A 14955-nucleotide genomic window follows, 5' to 3' on the forward strand; every position below is an offset into this window, starting at 1 on the left:
CGAGCGGTTCCGTTTCCAGAAAATTAACCATGACCGGCCCAGATTGCTGCGGCAATTAGGCCGTACGGACTCATCCGACCGGCGCGGGAGTGCCGATGTCGAAAAGTTCTGCCCAATATTCGCAGTACCCCCAACATCACGCGCACGACCACGGACGGCCCCTCCATCGCCGTCCTGCCGCCGCCGTGGCTGCAGCCGCGATCCCCCTTCCCTCGACCGACGACGCCTACACCATCGTGCACCACGGCAAGCAGGTCCGCCTCGGACCTGTGGTGTTCTGGATCGTGGTCGGCACCGTCGTGTTGCTCGGACTCTGGTCGGCCGCGACCGCGACCTATTTCGCCTTCCGCGACGACGTCCTGACCCGGCTGATCGCACGTCAGGCCGAGATGCAGTACGCCTACGAGGATCGCATCGCCGAGCTCCGTGCCAAGGTCGACCGCACCACCAGCCGGCAGCTGCTCGACCAGGAACAGTTCGACCAGAAGCTCGACCAGATCATGAAGCGCCAGACGGCGCTGGAGTCCCGCGCCACGGCGCTCGGGGCCATGCCCGACGTGACCGGATCAATCCCCCGCACGGCTCCGCAGCGCGGCGATTCGAGCCAGGGCGCGACGCAGGGCACGCCGAAGCCGTCGCCGATCAGCGACACCGTGATCTTCGTGGCACCACCCGATCGCGAAGCGCGGCTTGAGTCGCGCGCGCCGACCGTCGCGGCACCGCCGACCAGCCAATTCGCCAAGAACCAGGGTTTCGACAACGTCCTGGTCCGGCTCACGACCTCGCTTGACCAGGTCGAGCGTCGCCAGATGGCGACGCTCAGCGCCGTCGAGGAAGGCATGGATTCACGCATGCGCCGGATGCGCGGTGTCGTCAGCGACCTCGGCCTCAATCTCGCCAGCCTCGAAGCCGCCGTGCCGCGCTCCGCGATGGGCGGTCCTTTCGTGCCCGTCAAGCTGACGGCCAATGCCGGGCCGTTCGAGAAACAGCTCAACCGCATCAATGTCACCCGCGCCGAGATGGATCGGCTCAATCGCACGCTGGCGCTGGTGCCCTACCGCAAGCCCGTCATCGGCGAGGTCGAATTCACCTCCGGTTTTGGCGTGCGCAGCGATCCGTTCCTGGGCCGGCCCGCGATGCATACCGGTCTCGATTTCCGCGCCGCGACCGGCGATCCCGCCCGCGTCACCGCCAACGGCAAGGTGGTCTCGGCCGGCTGGTCCGGCGGTTACGGCCGCATGGTCGAAGTCGATCACGGCAACGGGCTGTCGACCCGCTACGGCCATCTCTCCGAGATCAACGTCAAGGTCGGCGAGATCGTGAAGCTCGGCCAGGTCATCGGCCTCGTCGGCTCGACCGGCCGTTCCACCGGCCCGCACCTCCATTACGAAACCCGCATCGACGGCGAAGCGGTCGATCCGCAGAAGTTCTTGCGCGCCGGCGTGCGGCTCAGCGCGGGCTAAGCCCGCACCACGCGCTTTCAGCGTGGCCGCGCCTACCGCCGGCCGCCGCCCATCCCGCCTCCGGGACCTCCAAAGCCGCCACCGCCCATTCCACCGCCGGGTCCCATGGGCCCGCCGCCGGGCGAACCAAATCCGCCGGGGCCTGACGGGCCGCTCGGGCCCGTCGGCGCGGAGCCAGGATTCGCACTTGGGCCAGGTCCTGGGCCAGATCCCGGCGCAGGTCCACCACCGGGCGCGCCGGTCTGGCCGCCGCTCGGAGTGGTGGCGCCGCGGTTCGGATGCAGGATCGAGCCGCCGGGCGACCGATTGGGATTGCCGCCACCGGATGGAGGGGCTCCCGGCCCCTGGCCTATGGCCTGAGCCGACTCCACCTGGAAGCCGCGCGAGCGATCGAACACGCCGTTGACCACCATGCGGGCCTCGCCGGCCGCCGGGCCGAAGCGTGAACCGTCACGAGCGACGAAGCCGGAGCCGAGCTGGAGGTTCGATCCCACACGCTGCACATAGGCCTCGATCGAGAGGCGGCTTGCGCCGACGAGATCCGAGAAGTCGTCGATGCGCGTGCGCGCGGCCTGCATCGTGCCCTGGCTCGAACGGCCCTCGATCTGCGCGCGCTGGCCAACCAGCAGCGGATCGACCCCGCTCAGCCTCAGTCCGCCAATACGCAAGCCATCAGGGCCGCGCTCGACGAGACCGGTGACACGCTCGGTCGCCTCGCGCCGCGGCTCGATCAGGCTTGCGACGATCACGCCGTCGGTCCGGCGCAGGCCATAGACGGCCACCTGCGTGCCCGCACGAAGCTTGCTCTCCTTGTCGCTTGTGACGATCTTCTGGCCGAGCACCATCAGCTCGTTGCCCTTCACGGTTTCGATCGGACCTGCGACCTCGTTCGCGATCGTGATGTTGCGCGTCACCAGCGTGCCGTCGGCCTGACGGGTCGCGACCACGCGCGCGAGCTGACCGATGCGCAGAGCCTTGGGGCTCGCGGCCTCGCCGTCGATCCGGACCGGCACGTCGCTCGCATAAGTGACGCGCTCGCCGTTGACGTAGATGCTGCCAAACCGCTGGATCACGCCGACGATGCCGGTGCCGCCGATGCCGTGGTCGTCACCGCGCCTGATTCCGGTGCCGCCGATGCCCTGATCGGTGCCGCGCTTGACCTGCGCGTGGGCCATCGCCGTACCGGCGAGCCAAAATCCTGTCAGCAGCAGACGGCGGGAGATCAGCGGCGGCCGGCTCATGAAGAACCACCCTCCTTGCCGCTTTCCTTGCTGCTGTCCTTGCCGCCTTCCTTGGCCTCTGCCTCGCCATCTGCGTCTTCGCTGTAGATGTAGATGCCGAAATTCCAGCGGGCGTCACCGCCCTTGTCCTTGCCGAGCGCACGATTGGCCTCGCGGTTGGCGGTCTTCAGCGCATCCATCGCGAGCTCGCGCGAGCGTGCCTCGAGGCGCTTGGCAAGCTTCGGCGAGATGTTGTTGTAGTGCACCGCGCGCTCGAGGAAGCGCGGCGCCGCGCCTGAGACGTTCTGTGCGGCGGCCGCGATATGGTCGTGCAGATTGCGGCCGAGATAGTGCCATTTGCTGTCGTCCTCGCCGCTCGGGACGAAGGCCGCCTCGACCAGCTCGATCTCGTCGGAATCGTTGATGGTGACGAGCTTGCGGTCGACCCATTCGTCGAGCACCGCGCGCGGCCGCACGTCCTTGGTGACGGAGGCGACCAGCTGCTCGAACGACGGCGCATCGCCCTCGGCCGTGCGCGGCAACGCCAACGGCTCGCCCTTCGCATCGGTAAATTCGGGCGCAGCAAGCCAGCGCGCGATCACGGCGCTCGTCAGCGACACCGCGGCCGGCGCCTCGTGCACCGGCGCGCCGGCACCGCGCAGCCGCGCCACCTCCTTGCGATGGATCCCGGTGAGCAGGCTGACGCGGCTGTCGGTCTGCTCCTTCCCCTCCAGCGCAAAATCGTGCTCGGCGACGTTGACGAACAGCTCGCGAAGCAATTGCGCCAATGCCGGAAAAGTCATGCCGCTGCGAATGCAGAGCCGCACGAGCGGGCGCAGCAGCCGCGCCAGCGGCGCGTGCAGCTTCGCGGCAGTCGGCTGCGGAGCCGCTGCTTTGGACCCGGACTTGGCATTCATGTCCGAACTGTACCCGCGCTCCACGTGGGACACAATCCCACTTTTTTCTCCCTTCCGATTGACGTGGTAAATTTTCCCACATATACGGGACGCCACTGAGGGCGCGACGTAAAGGGACTCACACCCATGGCTGACCGCTTGGTCCGCAATTCCAACTCACTGCGTGCTGTGCCGGCTCCCGACTGGGGGCACGGCGCAATCGAGCCGATGCTGCCGGCGCTGTTGCGCGGCGTGATCTTCATCTCGGTGCTGGCCGCACCGTTCGTCGCGGCCCTTCTCGCAGGCTGACACCATCATGCATCACACCAGCGAAAATCCGCGCCGCCCGTCGGTGCTGCACATCTTCAAGATCTATTATCCCGACCTGTTCGGCGGCACGCTGACCGTGATCCGCGACATCTGCGCGAGCCTGAAGGACAGCTTCGCCTCCGCCGTGCTGGTCTGCTCGCAATCGGCCGAGCGGCGCGAGATCGTCGTCAACGATGTGCCGGTCGAGCGCGTCCGCTCATTCGGCAATGTCCTGTCGCTTCCCGCCGCTCCTACCTATCCCTGGCGGCTCTGGCGCAAGATCGCCGAGCACGATTTGCTCGCGCTCCATGCCCCCTTCCCGCTCGCCGACCTCGTTTTCGCGTTCGGCTTCGGCGCCAATCGGCCGCTGGTGGTGCACTGGCATGCCGACATCGTCACCCATGCCGGCCTGCGCTGGTTCATCGAACCGTTGATGCGGCGGACGCTGCGCCGGGCGAAGGCGATCATCGTCTCGGACCACGCGCTGATCGAGAACACGCCGTTGCTGCGGGAATTCGTCGACAAATGCCACGTCGTGCCGTTCGGCATCGACACCTCAGGGTACGACTGGCCGAAGATCGAGCCGCACCACGTGAACGATCGCGGCCGGCTCGTGCTCGCCTGCGGCCGGCTCGTGCCCTACAAGGGCTTTGACGTCCTGATCCGCGCCGCCGTCAACCGCAAGTTCGAGGTCTGGATCATCGGCGAAGGCACCGAGCGCCCGCGGCTCGAGCAGCTGATCCGCGAGCTCGGCCTCGGTGACCGCGTCCGCCTGCTCGGTTCGGTGAACGACAGCGAGCGCATCAAGCTGATGTGCCTGTCCGACGTCTTCGTCATGCCGTCGGTCACCAATGCCGAGACCTTTGGCCTGGTCCAGCTCGAGGCCATGGCCGCCGGCCGCCCTGTCGTGAACACGGCGCTCGACACCGCGGTGCCGCGCGTCGCCCGCCATGGCATGGAGGCGATCACGGTGCCGCCGGGCGATGCCGAAAAGCTCGGCGATGCCATCGACACGCTGATCAGCGATCCCGAGCGCCGCCGCCGCATGGGACTGTCAGCCCGGACGCGCGCCCTCACCCGCTATTCCGCCCCAGCCTTCAGGGAAGGCATGCAGGCCGTCTACCGCGAGGCCGTCACCGCGTCGTGCAAGGAACCCGCAACCGCCGCCGAGCCGCCGCAGGCGACCGGCTGGCTGGACACCGTCCGGATTGCGGCCGCACTGGCCTGGTCGGACATGCGCCACCGCTATGTGCGTTCGCTGCTCGGCCCGTTCTGGATGTCGCTTCAGATGGCGATCGTGGTCGCCGTATTGGGCTCGGTGATCGGCCAGATGTCGAACGCCGACATGCTGGCGCGCCTGCCGATGCTGGCGCTGTCGATGACGGCCTGGACCTTCCTCAACTGCGTCGTGCTCGATGCGACCACGGCGCTTCAGAATTCCGCGAGCCTGATCCGCGACCGGGCGCTGCCGCCGGTGATCTTCCTGCTGCAATGCACCTTCCGCCAGGCGCTGTTCGCGCTGCATAACGCCTGCGTGCCGCTGGTGCTGTGGCTGATCCTCTCGCCCCACGACCTCTCTCACGCGCTGGCGGCGCTGCCTGGCCTGCTGCTGTTCATAGCCTGCACCTTCGCCTTGAGCCTCGTCCTCGGCGCGACGGCAACGCGCTATCGCGACCTCAAGCCGATCATCGAATCCACGCTGATGCTCGCCTTCCTCGCCTCGCCCGTGATCTGGTCCGCCGAAATGATCAATCACCGCTCGACGGTGATGCGGCTCAATCCGCTGACGCATCTGTTCGCGGTGTGGCGCGAGCCGCTTGCAGGCGGCCATATCGATCCCGCCAGCATCGTCTACGTCCTCATCACGCTGGCGCTGCTGATCTTTGCGAGCGTGCTGACGCTGGTCCACCTGCGCAAAGCCGCATTCTGGATTTGACGCATGGTCTCGATCAGCCTGCACGACGTCTGTCTCGACTATCCACTCTACGGCGCCTACGACTTCTCGCTGAAGCGGCGGCTACTCGGCCACCTCATCCGCGAACCGGGCGAGATGCGGATCATCCGCGCCGTCGACAACGTCTCGATCGAGGCCGAAGCCGGCGCCCGTATCGGGCTCGCCGGGCCCAACGGCTCCGGCAAGTCGACGCTGCTGCGCCTGATCGCCGGTGTCTATCCGCCGAGCAGTGGCCGCGTTACGGTCCGGGGCAACGTCGTGCCCCTGCTCGGCCTGAACGCCGGGGTCAATCTGGACTTCGTGGCGGAGGACAACATCGCGCTGCTGCTGCGGATCAGCGGTCGCAGGCCCACACGCAGCGTGATCGACGAGATCTGGGCCTTCACCGAGCTAGAAGCGCGCATGCAGCGCCTGCCCCTGCGGATGTTCTCCTCGGGCATGCTGATGCGGGTGTTGTTCGCGACCGCCACCGCTTTCCCGGCTGACGTCCTGCTGCTCGACGAATGGCTCAGCGTCGTCGACGAGCATTTTGCGGAGAAGGCCGAGAGGCGGCTGCAAAACCTGGTCTCGCAGGCGGCGATCGTGATCATCGCCTCGCACGACCTGCCGCTGCTGCGCCGCACCTGCTCGAGTATCATCAACCTCGATCACGGCCGCATCGCCTCGACCATCGCGGTCGAGCCGCCCGTCACGCACGCCTTTGAGCTCCGAGAGAAACGCGCATGAAACAGAACATCCTGGTCGTGTCCGAGTCGCTCGGACAACCCAATCACAAGCGCGGCATCTTCCACTTCACCCGGGAATTGGTACGGTCGCTCGCGTCGGAAGGCCACGAACTCACCTTGCTGGTGGAAACCTCGAAGCGTTACCGCAAGCTATGTCGGCGCGAGCGACGCACGAAGCTGTTTCCGGCGCAGTCGCGCAACATCGAGCTGCTCGCTCTTTATCGCTTCCTCGACGAGGTCAACGTGAGCGGGCCGGTGATGCTCAGCGGCGCGCGTCGCAGGTTCGACTGGCTCCGCCACAAGGCTGCCATGCTGCTGTCGCGGGATAATATCCTCTGCCTCCTGCGCGCGATCGGCCTGCTTGGCCTGCACGCCCGGCTGATCGAGAACCGGACCGCCGCGCTCGAATACATTCCGCCGGATATGCGCCATCTCGAACTGTTCAGCGAATTCCAGCTCGAGCCCGGATTCTTCAACTATCAGGACTCTTCGGCCTTCTTCCTGCTGCCGCCGCCGCGGATCGACGCGCGTGACTATGATCTCATCGTTGTGGACACCCCGACGCGGGTCGCGATCAGGCGCAAGCCGAACGCCAAGGTGATCTGCGTCGTCCACGATTTGCTGCCGCTCACCGATCTCAAGCTCAGCGACATCGCCACGCGGCAATTCCTGGCGCGGATCGGCACCAGCCTGCGCCAGGCTGACGAGCTCGCCTTCGTTTCAAACTATAGCATGATGCGGTTCAGGGAACTGTTGCCGCAATTTGCGCACCTGCCGGCGCGGGTCGTGTATCCCCGCACCCGGTTCGACGCCCCGGATGTCCTCCACCTCCCAGCCCTGTCGGGGCGTCCGGGGCGGCCGAACTTCGTCATCATCGTGTCGAACGAGCCGCGCAAGAACGTCGCCACCGTCATTCGTGCCTTCCGCAACGTCCCTCAGGCCGATCTCGTGGTGATCGGTCATGCGGGTCAGATCAGCCGGATGCGCAACCTGCCGCCAAATGTCCGCTTCGCCGGCTATGTCGACGAGCACGAAAAGGCCGCCATGATCGCGGAGTCGCACGGGCTGATCATGCCGAGCCTGGCCGAAGGCTTCGGCATACCGATCATCGAGGCGCTGGCCGCGAACACGCCGGTGCTGTGCTCCGATATCGCGGTGTTCCGCGAAGTCGCGGGCGAGCTCGCCGACTATTTCGATCCGTTCTCGACCGATGCGATCGCAGCTTCAATCACCCGCGTGCTGACGCGGCAGGAGGAATGCCGCGGCCGCGTCCGCGCGAGGAGACACGAGCTCGCCGAACGCTTCGGCTACGAGACCCAGGCGCGCGACTTCCTCGGGCATGAGATGCCCCGGGAAAGCCTGGCCGCCGCGCAATAGGCGTCGTTGCACATGACTGCTGAAACCGCGGTATGGTCCGGCCCGGCCGGTCGACAAGCCTTGCGCGCCCGATGGCAAGCCATGGGCCAATCGCCCGCTCTGATCGGGGCCGCCGATGGGCTCGCTGTGCTGATCGCGGCGTCGCTGCCCTGGTCGACCACGGCGCCTTCGATCTTCGTCGGGCTCTGGCTGCTGGTGGTGACGCCGACCATCGACTGGCACGACTATGGACGCCAGCTCGCACGGCCTGCGTTCGCCCTGCCCTTCGTCTTCCTGCTGCTCGCGCTTCTCGGCACGCTCTGGTCGGACGGCGCGTGGGCGGACCGGCTGCATGCGATCAAGCCGGTCGCAAAGCTCGTGCTCATTCCAGCACTGCTCAATCACTTCAGCCGATCCGAACGCGGTTTCTGGGTTTTCCTTGGATTTCTCGCGTCCTGCGCGCTGCTTGCGGTCTATTCCTGGATCGTGCTGCACGATCCCGCCTGGAAACTCACCGCGACCGCGTCGGCCGGCGTTCCCGTCAAGAACTACATCGACCAGAGTCAGGAATTCACGCTGTGCGCCTTTGCGCTCGCACTGCCGGCGTTGACCTTCTGGCACCGCGGAAACGTGGTCGCGACAGCCGTCTGTCTGGCATTGATCCTGCTGTTCGCCACCAACATGGTGTTCGTCGCCGCCGCGCGCACGGCGCTGCTGTGCATCGCGGTGCTGCTCGGACTGCTCGCCTGGAGGCATTTGAGCCGGCGCGCGGCGCTGGTCCTGCTCGCGGGCACGATCGCCGCGAGCACACTGGCCTGGACGACCTCGCCCTATCTGCGCCACCGCATTGCGGACATCGCCGTGGAATACCGCCACGGCCATGAGGACATCAGCCGAGCCTCGACCGCCCAACGCCTGACCTATTGGCGCAAGGCGCTTCACGCCTTCGCCGAGGCGCCCCTGACCGGTCACGGCACCGGGTCGATCAAGCGCCAGTTCGAGCGCGCCGCCACTGGTGGAAGCAACCTCGATGCGGAGATCGTCAGCAATCCCCACAACCAGACCCTCAATGTCGCGATGCAATGGGGCGTACTCGGCGTCGTCCTGCTCTACACCATGTGGATCGCCCACCTTCGCCTGTTCCTGGACGAAGGCCTTGCGGCCTGGATCGGGCTCGTCGCCGTGGTGCAGAACATCGCGAGCTCACTTCTGAACTCGCATTTGTTCGACTTCCACGCGGGGTGGATGTATGTGCTCGGCGTCGGCGTCGCCGGCGGCATGGTGCTGAAGGCAAGAGCCGGACCGCATCTGCACTATGAGGCCAGCATCGAGGGTGAAGCGGTCGATCCGCAGAAATTTCTGCGCGCCGGCGTGCGGCTCAGCGCCGACTAGGCCTTTTACTCCGCCGCCACGCAAGCCGCCTGGGGGGAAGCCAGCGCAAAGACGCCAAAATCGGGCACCACCATTTCGAGTTCGCGGCGATAGCTTTCGTAGCTGAGCGCTCCCGGCCGAATGAAGCCGAGTTGAAGCGTGTGATCGACCACACGCCTGAGAACGATCGGAGCGCTCGCCGGCGTAAACTGGGCGCCACCGGGATTGGACAGCGTCGTGATCAGACCGCGTGCGGGCTCGTTTCTCTTATCGGGACGTGACACCATGATCAGACGTATCGCTCCCTTCTCGAGGGTGACGAAGTTCAGGAACGGGCGTCCATCCGGGATGTAGACACGGCCCCTCTGCGTGTGCCCAGCATCAACACGTTCGCGTTCCTCGAACATGAGACAGGACTCGGTTTCGTCCCAATGAATGCCGATGATGTAGGCACTGATGATCTCGGGGTTGGAGAACGCGGGCCTGAAGCAGACGTAATCCCCCTCGAAGGTCTCGACTCCTGCGCGATCGCGGTAGCCAAGATCATCGGCGACGTCGAACCTAGACGTCACTGGCGGAGGTTCGAGTCCGCCGGCAATCGACGGCGCATCGTGCAATGGAAACTCCTTGTGCGGACTGGTGGCTATCCGCTCAGCCGTGACGTTGCGTATGCGCTCGGACTCATTGAAGACCGCGAGGACCATGCCGCCGACGATGAAGCCGGTTAAGCCAGTGCTTAACGCCACCAGTTGGATCGCATCCTGCGGATGTACATAGAACAGAGCCAGTACTTGCTGGCCGATCATATGCGCGACCAGCCACCCCGCACAGGTCAGCGCGGCGCCGTTCGCGAGAGCCCCGAGGGCCGCCACGCGGTACCAGCTCATCCGCGAACATCCCATGTAGGAACAAATGAGCCCGAGGGAAATCGTACAGATGAAAGGCGTGATGACGCCGTATAGCCGCTCGATGAACTGCCTAAGAACGTCCTGATATCCTCCTCCCTGCATCAGGGCGGACACTAGTGGAATGCCGATCCGGAGCGCAATCGACAGCCCCACGACGACGAGACCGGCGACAACCAACTCGGCGATAGGCGGATATCCAGGTGTGTTGCCTTCCTTGCGTCCGATGAAGCGTTGCGCCACGACGATTGCGCCCAGGACTGCGAAGCCGATCGAAGCGCCGAACGTGACCGCAATCGTCAGCACCTTGTCGACGTCGATCGGAAGTGTTCCCGGCATGAACACCATCATGCCAATGCTCCAGGCCGTGACGAGGAAGATCGTTGTCGCCCATTGATCCAGCCCAAAGGTCGGCCCCGGACTGTAGGCGAAGCCCATCCTCGCTAGCCGCTGCAATCGGCCGCTATGGGTCCTTTCGCAAAACAGGACATAGCGAGACACGAGACCGCAAGTGAGGTTGGTGACCTCAGCAATGTTGCGGTTCAAAGCGTCCTTCAATTCCGGGGTTGGAAGCGGCGACGTGAAAAAGGCAAGACCGGCGTGCATCATCTCTTCGTAACGGGCATCCGCACGAGCCGCCACCGCGTCGCCCAATTGTATGATCATGGCGTAGGCGGATCGGCCATAGCCATTTCCGGTGAAGTCGAGTGCCGCGGCATTCTGCCGGGGTCCGACGAACAGGTTGTAAAGGCCGATGGCTCTTGTGAAGCGGTCGGGAAGAGTACCGTCCCTGCTGAAACTCAACGCTTGCGGACCGATATTCTCCGAAACGATTTTGGTCACCTTGCTTCGAAGGTCGTCGCGCGGGACGAAACCCGTGGTTTGCGCGAGTTCAAATGCGAGTCGGTCGGCTTCACGCGGAATCGCGGCCAATCTGACACAAAATGCGCGCGCGGCCCGGTCGATCCGTGCCACCTGCCGGAATTGCGAAGCGACGACGATGATGAGCACGGCCACGATCGGAGCATATTGAGCCAGTTGCGCCTGCGCCTTTGGATCTACCGCCTTCACCTGGCCGACGATGAAGTCGAACCCGATGCTGCCCTGGACGAGTCCGATCATGACGACCAGCCAGAGCGGTATCATCAGGGCGTAGTAGAATATCACCCCCCAGAAGAACAGCGCGAAGGTCGTACCGGACCGATTGGTGGGCGGAGAGTTGAAGCGAGCCCAGGCAACGACAAAGAGTGCCAAGATCGCAATAATCCATTGGCTCTTCGTAACGATCGCTTCAATGATGTCCATGTTACGCGCTCCCACATAGCAGGCGACGCTTGCATGAATGGCTCTGCCCTCGCCGAGGCAGGGCACAATTCAGATCAGGGACATCGTGGAGACGCAGCGCGCGTCGACACAGGTGCCCGAACAATAGGGAAGACTACGCTGGGCCGACCCGGCTGCAATGTGAAGTAGAACACACCCGGGAGGACATTTCTTTAGCGGAGTTGGACACCGCGACCGCTGTTGGTCACATACAACCGAACTACGGACTCCGCTCGTGGCCGACCTCGCCGGTGATGACGTCGCCGAACAGCTCCCAGGCCTGCCCGTTGAAGCGCATCAACTGCATCTGCTCGATCGGGAAATAGTCGTCGGTGGAGGTGTTGACCATGATGCCTGGCAGCATCAGATCAGTGTGGAAATTCTTCAGGCTAGTGGCCTGCTTCATCACGTTCTCACGGGTGAGATTGTCACCGCACTGCTTCAACACCTGCGCCATCGCCTCGGCCTGCACATAGCCGTAGATGTTGTTGGCGTTGGCCTTGTCGCCATCGGGATAATATTTGTCCATGAATTCGCGCCACTTCACCACCGCCGGGTCCTTGTCCCAGGTCGGGTCGGTCGGATCCTTCAGATAGACGGTCGAGATGATGTCTTTGGAATAGTCGAGCCCGGCGGGCTTGAGCACCGAGGCGACCGAGGTCGCGGTATTGGCGAGGAAGAACTTTGGTTTCCAGCCGAGCTCGCCGACCTTCCGGATTGCCTGCGCCGAGCCCTTCGGGGCGGCCCATGAGAAGAAAATGTCGGCACCCGAGTCATGCAGCGCCACGATCTGCGAGTCGATCGAGGGATCGCTGACCTCATAGGACTTGTCGGCGATGATCATGCCGGCCTTGTCGCCGAGCCCGTCCTTCAGGCCCTTGAACTGGTCCTTGCCGGCGTCGTCGTTCTGCCAGAACACGGCGACCTTGCTGTTGGGGAAATGATCGCGAATGTATTTTGCGTAGATCCGCCCCTCGCTCTGGTAGTTCGGCTGGAAACCCATGGTCCACGGGAAATTCTTGGGGTCCCCGAACTTGGTGCCGCCGGAGGCGACGAACAGCTGCGGCACCTTCTTGGCGTTCATGTATTTCATGATCGCGGAGTTCGAGGGCGTGCCGAGCGGCTGGAAGATCAGCAGCACCTCGTCGCTCTCGACCAGCTTGCGCGCCTGCTCGATCGCCTTCGGCGGTGAGTAAGCGTCGTCATAGCTGATGAAGTTGATCTTGCGGCCGTTGATTCCGCCCTGGTCGTTGATCATCCTGAAATAGGCGGCCTCGGTCTTGCCGATCACGCCATAGGACGACGCCGGCCCGCTATAGGGCATGATGTTGCCGATCTTGACTTCGGTATCGGTGGCGCCGGGATCGTATTTCTTCTGCGCCAAGGCCGGTGCCGTGACGAGCACGCCGGCAGCAAGAATGGCGAGGGCAGCAAGGCTTTCGCGACGACCCGGCATCGTTCTCTCCCCTATGTTTTGTAGTCTTGTTTTGCGGAGAGTGTCGCAAGGCCGTTCGCCGCTGGCAAGCGCCGCGATTTTCCGCGCCGTGAAACGACGGACCCGGAACCTACGCGATGCGCCGCAGCAGTGTCAGCGCGCGCCCGTCGATCACGAGCAGTGCGCTGCCGATGACGATGGCGCCCGCGATCTCGCGCGCGGAGATCGGCTCACCGAGCACCAGCCATCCCAGAAGGATGGCGGTGACGGGAATGAGCAGCGTCACGAGCATCACATTGGTCGCGCCCGAGCGCCGCAGGATCTGAAAGAAGACGATATAGGCGAGCGCCGTCGAGAGGGCGGCAAGGCCAAGCACCGCGAGCCAGGTCGTCAGGCCCGGCATCGAAAGGTACCACGGCTGCTCCACTGCGCCGGCGACGACCGCCATCATCACCGTCGACGCCATCAGTTGAAACGTGGCCGTTCCCAGCGGAGGCGTGTCCTTCAGCAGCCGCCGCGCGGCCAGCGCCGCAAAGCCATAGCTGAACGCGCCGCCCAGGCAGAGCAGGATGCCGAACCCCTGCCCCGGCCTGGTCTCGATGCCCCATCCCCGCAGGATGATCACGCCGGCGAGGCCGAGCGCCACGCCGGCCACCCGACGCATCTGCAGGGCCTCTTCGCCGGCCGCCGCCATCACCATCACCGTGAAGAGCGGCGTGGTCGCGTTCAGGATCGAGGCCAGTCCGCTCGGAATGAAGGTCTGGCCGAGCACGATCAGCGAGAACGGGATGACGTTGTTGAGCAGCCCGATGGCGACGAACGGCTTCCAGCCCGTCACTCCCTTGGGAAGCCCGATGCCCTGCATCCGGAGCAATGGCAGGAGAATGGCCGCGCCTAGTGCGACGCGCAGGAACACGAGCGTCAGCGGCGGCAATTCCCGCAGCGCCGCGCCATTGAAGAAGAACGATCCGCCCCAGAGAACCGAGAGCACCGCGAGCAGCGACCAGTCTCGCGCGTCGATCCTGTTATCGTTTGGGGGCATGCGCTTCACCTCGGCGGCCGAGCCTGCCGCCTAGAACGGCGCGAGACAGGCCGCCACCCGATTTCCGACAAATTTGCTCAGGAGGGGCGCCGCGAGCGAGCGTCACCGGCAATATCGGCGACAACCGCTCCGATCACCAGCGCGCCGCCAATGAGCGCATGCACGGCGGGCAGTTCGCGAAAAGCGACCCAGATCCAGAACGGCATTAGCGGCGTTTCCAGCGTCGCGATCAGGGAAGCCTGCCCCGAAGGCAACAAGCGCGAGCCGAGCACGTAGAAGGTCAGGCCGAGCGCGACCTGGAGGCAGCCGAACATCGCGAGGATCGCAAGGCTGTTGCCGCCGACATGGGCGATGTCGTAGGCAAAGGGAAGACTGACGAGGCTCCCCATGAAGTTCGACAGCGCTGCCGCGGCCACCATCGACGTCTCGCGATGACGCCGGACCACGACCGTCATGGCGGAGATGGCGAGCACCATCAGGCAGCTCAGCGCGACGCCGCCGAGATCGGCGCCGGCCCGAACGCCGCCGACCGTGATCACCACGCCGGCAAAGGCGATCAGGCTCGCGGTCAGCGTACGCCAAGTCGCGGCTTCGCCGAGCCACAGCCACGCCAGCGCAGCCGCAACGAAGGGCTGGGTGGCGATCAGCACCGCCACATTCATGACCTTGGTCATCTGAAGCGCGGGAATGAACGAGACCATGCCGACCGCGGACAAGGACGCGACGAGCAGGCCGCCCTTCCCCGGCACGACCAATTGCCACAGCGCAGCGCGGCCCTGCATCACGACAAGAAACACGCTGATCAGGCTGCCCGCGAACAGGCCGCGCCAGAACAAAATGGTCCAGGGATCGAACGGCAACAGACGCGTGAAGAACGGCGCCGTGCTCCAGGCAACTGCGGCAGCGATGACGAGGGCAATGCCGAGACCGCGATCCGAACGAGGCCGCCCCATGTT

The 14955-nt window shown here is 65.0% G+C and carries 12 protein-coding genes; 6 read left to right on the plus strand and 6 right to left on the minus strand.

Annotated features, from left to right (window positions below):
• Window positions 1-95: 95 nt before the first annotated feature.
• A complete protein-coding gene (locus AB7290_RS23285) occupies window positions 96-1463 on the plus strand; it encodes a M23 family metallopeptidase (protein WP_201266171.1) in 1368 nt (455 codons plus the stop codon).
• 32 nt (window positions 1464-1495) lie between these two features.
• Here AB7290_RS23285 and AB7290_RS23290 read toward each other — a convergent pair whose 3' ends face one another.
• Together AB7290_RS23290 and AB7290_RS23295 are read right to left on the minus strand one after the other, a co-directional pair.
• Window positions 1496-2704 (minus strand): DUF5666 domain-containing protein, encoded by a 1209-nt coding sequence (locus tag AB7290_RS23290; RefSeq protein ID WP_085401075.1) that lies wholly within the window; start codon window positions 2702-2704, stop codon window positions 1496-1498.
• Complete coding sequence (locus AB7290_RS23295; RefSeq protein WP_085401076.1) at window positions 2701-3600, minus strand: DUF6502 family protein; 900 nt, start codon at window positions 3598-3600, stop codon at window positions 2701-2703. The genes AB7290_RS23290 and AB7290_RS23295 overlap by 4 nt, the downstream gene beginning before the upstream one ends.
• Window positions 3601-3726: 126 nt before the next feature.
• On the opposite strand from AB7290_RS23295, the gene AB7290_RS23300 reads away from it, so the two are divergent.
• Genes AB7290_RS23300 through AB7290_RS23320 form a run of 5 tightly spaced genes read left to right on the plus strand, consistent with a single transcriptional unit; the run spans window position 3727 to window position 9315 of the window.
• Complete coding sequence (locus tag AB7290_RS23300; RefSeq protein ID WP_014495568.1) at window positions 3727-3888, plus strand: hypothetical protein; 162 nt, start codon at window positions 3727-3729, stop codon at window positions 3886-3888.
• Window positions 3889-3895: 7 nt separating this feature from the next.
• Window positions 3896-5824: a glycosyltransferase gene (locus AB7290_RS23305; protein ID WP_085401077.1), complete on the plus strand. Its 1929-nt coding sequence runs from the start codon at window positions 3896-3898 to the stop codon at window positions 5822-5824.
• A gap of 3 nt (window positions 5825-5827) precedes the next feature.
• Window positions 5828-6568, plus strand: a complete 741-nt coding sequence (locus AB7290_RS23310) for an ABC transporter ATP-binding protein (protein WP_085401078.1) — start codon at window positions 5828-5830, stop codon at window positions 6566-6568.
• The gene (locus AB7290_RS23315) at window positions 6565-7944 is read left to right on the plus strand and encodes a glycosyltransferase family 4 protein (protein WP_085401079.1); all 1380 of its coding nucleotides are present in this window, start codon (window positions 6565-6567) and stop codon (window positions 7942-7944) included. Before AB7290_RS23310 ends, AB7290_RS23315 begins: the two co-directional genes overlap by 4 nt.
• A 12-nt stretch (window positions 7945-7956) precedes the next feature.
• Window positions 7957-9315 (plus strand): O-antigen ligase family protein, encoded by a 1359-nt coding sequence (locus tag AB7290_RS23320; RefSeq protein WP_085401080.1) that lies wholly within the window; start codon window positions 7957-7959, stop codon window positions 9313-9315.
• Window positions 9316-9320: 5 nt separating this feature from the next.
• On the opposite strand, the gene AB7290_RS23325 is transcribed toward AB7290_RS23320, so the two are convergent.
• The 4 genes from AB7290_RS23325 to AB7290_RS23340 form a co-directional block, all read right to left on the minus strand.
• On the minus strand, window positions 9321-11504 hold the full coding sequence (locus tag AB7290_RS23325) for a hypothetical protein (RefSeq protein ID WP_085401081.1): 2184 nt from the start codon (window positions 11502-11504) through the stop codon (window positions 9321-9323).
• A gap of 238 nt (window positions 11505-11742) precedes the next feature.
• A complete protein-coding gene (locus AB7290_RS23330; protein ID WP_085401082.1) occupies window positions 11743-12978 on the minus strand; it encodes an ABC transporter substrate-binding protein in 1236 nt (411 codons plus the stop codon).
• Between the two features lie 109 nt (window positions 12979-13087).
• Complete coding sequence (locus AB7290_RS23335) at window positions 13088-13999, minus strand: DMT family transporter (protein WP_085401083.1); 912 nt, start codon at window positions 13997-13999, stop codon at window positions 13088-13090.
• 77 nt (window positions 14000-14076) lie between these two features.
• Window positions 14077-14952: a DMT family transporter gene (locus tag AB7290_RS23340; RefSeq protein ID WP_085401084.1), complete on the minus strand. Its 876-nt coding sequence runs from the start codon at window positions 14950-14952 to the stop codon at window positions 14077-14079.
• Window positions 14953-14955: the final 3 nt, after the last annotated feature.

The sequence above is a fragment of the Bradyrhizobium sp. 613_E4_N2_2 genome (assembly GCF_052075995.1).
Classification (GTDB): domain Bacteria; phylum Pseudomonadota; class Alphaproteobacteria; order Rhizobiales; family Xanthobacteraceae; genus Bradyrhizobium; species Bradyrhizobium barranii.

What these genes read in the sequence shown, in the direction of transcription:
- AB7290_RS23340 (WP_085401084.1), bottom strand. Translation starts at nt 14,952, where the DNA reads ATGGGGCGGCCTCGTTCGGATCGCGGTCTCGGCATTGCCCTCGTCATC.
- AB7290_RS23295 (WP_085401076.1), bottom strand. Translation starts at nt 3,600, where the DNA reads ATGAATGCCAAGTCCGGGTCCAAAGCAGCGGCTCCGCAGCCGACTGCC.
- AB7290_RS23330 (WP_085401082.1), bottom strand. Translation starts at nt 12,978, where the DNA reads ATGCCGGGTCGTCGCGAAAGCCTTGCTGCCCTCGCCATTCTTGCTGCC.
- AB7290_RS23325 (WP_085401081.1), bottom strand. Translation starts at nt 11,504, where the DNA reads ATGGACATCATTGAAGCGATCGTTACGAAGAGCCAATGGATTATTGCG.
- AB7290_RS23310 (WP_085401078.1), top strand. Translation starts at nt 5,828, where the DNA reads ATGGTCTCGATCAGCCTGCACGACGTCTGTCTCGACTATCCACTCTAC.
- AB7290_RS23320 (WP_085401080.1), top strand. Translation starts at nt 7,957, where the DNA reads ATGACTGCTGAAACCGCGGTATGGTCCGGCCCGGCCGGTCGACAAGCC.
- AB7290_RS23335 (WP_085401083.1), bottom strand. Translation starts at nt 13,999, where the DNA reads ATGCCCCCAAACGATAACAGGATCGACGCGCGAGACTGGTCGCTGCTC.
- AB7290_RS23315 (WP_085401079.1), top strand. Translation starts at nt 6,565, where the DNA reads ATGAAACAGAACATCCTGGTCGTGTCCGAGTCGCTCGGACAACCCAAT.
- AB7290_RS23305 (WP_085401077.1), top strand. Translation starts at nt 3,896, where the DNA reads ATGCATCACACCAGCGAAAATCCGCGCCGCCCGTCGGTGCTGCACATC.
- AB7290_RS23285 (WP_201266171.1), top strand. Translation starts at nt 96, where the DNA reads ATGTCGAAAAGTTCTGCCCAATATTCGCAGTACCCCCAACATCACGCG.
- AB7290_RS23300 (WP_014495568.1), top strand. Translation starts at nt 3,727, where the DNA reads ATGGCTGACCGCTTGGTCCGCAATTCCAACTCACTGCGTGCTGTGCCG.
- AB7290_RS23290 (WP_085401075.1), bottom strand. Translation starts at nt 2,704, where the DNA reads ATGAGCCGGCCGCCGCTGATCTCCCGCCGTCTGCTGCTGACAGGATTT.